General features: G+C 59.6%; 1 protein-coding gene. It reads left to right on the top strand.

The window, feature by feature from the left end:
• Positions 1–533: 533 nt before the first annotated feature.
• The coding region (locus tag CSQ89_RS20650) for a hypothetical protein (protein ID WP_143747117.1) at positions 534–3,195 on the top strand (2,662 nt) is incomplete at its 3' end.

The raw sequence follows: 3,195 nt of genomic DNA, 5'->3' as shown, positions 1-3,195 counted from the left end.
GCGCAATAGCCACTGCGCGCGTCACGGCCTTTGATTTAAAGTTCATTGAAGACATTCCTTGTTTCTTGGATGGGCGCTTGCCCGCGAGAGAATGACTAACTTCAGGAAGGGAGATGGTCCCCGCGCCGTTGGGCGTGCAATGTGACTATTAGCATTCACTAAAATTCATTAGGGAGGAACATTAACGTCCGCTAATCATATTGCGGCGTGCAGCCTATCTAGCCCTAAGGGCGGGTGTCAATATGCCAAAGCAATATTGCGATGGGCTTTGTGGAATGCGTATTGACTGCAGGCTGCCTTGCTCGGGAGGGAGCGACGGGCCGTGGTTTGCGGCTAAAGCCTGTTGTGACAGGCGTTTGGTGGGCAATACAAAAGGAATAGCTTGGCAAGTGAGCAGCATGCTTTGTTGATGCTTTCAGTTTTCGCTTAACTGCAATACGGGAAACCATTTACTCGTAAACGACTAGCTAGCAGCATTTTTACCGGGAACGCGCCAGACAATCTGTGCCTTGATTGTCACCGGTTCCCCGCTCATGGCTCAGCCCCGCACCCTCGAACAAATCCGCGCGCAAAATCCTCAACTTGCCCAGCTTGATGACCAGACCATCATGGTGGGTATCTATAACCGCGATTTCGCCGGAACGATGACACCGCAGCAGTACATGGCAGCCACCGGCTACACGCCCAAGGCAAGTGGCATGGATTACGTCAAATCCGCTGCTGCGGGCGCCGGCGATTTAGTCGCGGCAGCCGGCTACGGCCTGCAAAAGCTCGGTGCGGATGGCCTAGGTGGCGCAATCCGCGATGCCGGCCAGACAGCACAGCGCTATTGGGCGGACGACATGACCGGCGCAGGCCGTTCCGTGGCGAACAACCCCATTGTTACCGATGACTACGCACTGGGCGATACACCATTGCAATCGACCCTGATGGCCGCGTCGCGTAGCGTGCCGGGTATGGTTGCAACAGCCCCCGTCGGTGGGATTGTCGGTCTGGCGGCCAAGTCGGGATTGGGCCGGCTGGCGGTTTCCAAAGGTGCGCAAGCGGCAGCCGAGGCAGGTAGCGCCACATTGGCGCAGAAGGCTTTGTTGGCTGCACCGGGTGCAATCGGTATGGGCGTTGCCGAAGGTGGCCAAGCGGCTTTGGTCAATGCCGAGCAGACCCACGCCAAGATCATGGACCTGTCCGCCACGCCGGAAGAAGCGTTGCTGCAAAACCCGATTTACCGCGCCAACCTACAACAAACCCGCGACCCGCTGGCAGCCCGTCAAGCCGTGGCAGACGAAACTGCAAACCAGGTGCTGCGCAATACGATGCTGGCAACAGGTGGCATCGGCATCCTGACCGGGGGTGGCGCGCTGGGTTCGGTGTTCAACCGCGTTACGGGCAAACCTGCTTCTACGTTGGCCAGCCAAGGCGCGATGGGGCTGGCCAAGTCGGCGGCAATGGATATCGGTAAGGAAGCAGGACAAGAGTTCCTGCAATCGGGAGCAGAACAGTACATCCAGAATGCGGCAGAGCGGGACCATATCGACCCCAGTAAAGACGCATGGCGCGGTGTGGGGCCGGCTGCTTTATCGGGTGCGGCCGTTGGCGGGCTAATGGGCGGCGGTACGCATGTACTGGGTAAGCCGTTTGAACAAGCCGGCATGCCAGCGCTCAACCGCAACCCCGCGCCTGCCATCGCGCCGGCAGCCAACCCCATCACCGAAACAGCACAGCTACCAGCCCTCTATCAGCCCGGTGGAGACTATCTCCCAGCCAATGAGGCAGCGCTGACGCCCGAGCGCCAGGACGTGCCACCTGCACCGCAATTCAATGTCACCCCCGATGGCGTGGCTATGCCGGTACCGCGTGAAGTCCGCGCCTTGCTCGACAGGTCCGGCACGCTGTACGCCAACCAGTTCGGCGTTGCCAGTGAGCAGATGGCCGATGTCGCGCCGAATGAACAAGTAGCGAATGAAATCGCCGCGCATACCCAGCGCCGCGACGGGGCGTTGCGTGTCATCGGCAAGATTCAGGCGCGCGCCGGCACGCTGCAAGGCGACGCATTGGCGCAGTACCAAGCCAACTGCGCGCCTGCGTTGGCCCACGCACAGCAAGCCTGGCAGGAAAGCGATGCGGCAATCGCGCAGCTATCCAACACCGAACCCGCTAGCGAAATGTTACCGGCAATGTCAGCGCAACCCGTTGCCGGTGAAATGCTAGCGCTACCGGATAAATCGGGCACGCTGTATACCAACCCGATGGGCCAAGCCAGTGACCAGTTGGTAGAGGTGGCACCCAAGGAACAGCGCGCCCTTGGCTTGGAGACACTGACCACAAGGCGCGATGGCGCTTTACGCGAAATCGGCAGGATTCAAGCACGTGCCAGCACCCTACAAGGCAAAGCCCTGGCGCAGTTCCAAGCCAATTCCGCCCCAGCTCTGGCTCGTGCTCAGCAAGTTTGGCAAGAAAGCGATGCTGCTTTGGCCCAGCTTGGCCAGGGGAAATCCAGCCCCACACCACAAGAGGCCAGTCCGCAAGATGCTGCAGCGACCAGGGACGCGAGTGCTTTCCCGAAACCCGCTGCACCGAATGTGTCTACTCCGTCTGCCGCCATCGAACCATTACGCGACACCCCACCAGCCAAGGCACCGCGTAAGAAGACTTTGCCTGCTGCCAAGCCAGCGGACATGAGCGATGCCGAACTGGCAGTGCGGGCCAGTTATATCCAAGAACAGGCTAAACGTAATAAGGGCTGGACAACCATGCTGGCTGCCGGCATGCGCGAGGTGAGAAACGAGCAACAAAAGCGGGCCAAAGCGGCGCGGCAAGATGACCTGTTTAAGCACGCCGATAAAGTAGCGGAAGTCGCACCGGCATCAGTTGAGAAAGCCACGCCAAAAGAACAGCCAGTCAAATGGTTCACGACGGTGGAACGTGCAACCGCTTTCATTGACAAGAAAGAACTGACCGATACGCACGCGCCCGTCGCGGCGGAGAAGCTGGCCCCCAACGGTAAGCGCGTTACTGTCTATGAGATTCACCCAAACCCCGCCCAGCCGGTACAAGAAGCCGCGGCGTCCGCGCCATTCAAGGCGGACGCAGTTGAAAAAACAGCAGCGTCAGAGATCCCCCAATCTGAAGCAAAGCCCGAGGCATCGGCAAGCCCTGTTGTTCAGGAAGCGTCTGCCGAGTTGTCCCCTGTGCCGA

Origin of the sequence: Chitinimonas sp. BJB300 (assembly GCF_002735695.1) — a bacterium.
Lineage (GTDB): Bacteria > Pseudomonadota > Gammaproteobacteria > Burkholderiales > Chitinimonadaceae > Chitinimonas.
This window is presented reverse-complemented; position numbering and strand designations above follow the sequence as displayed.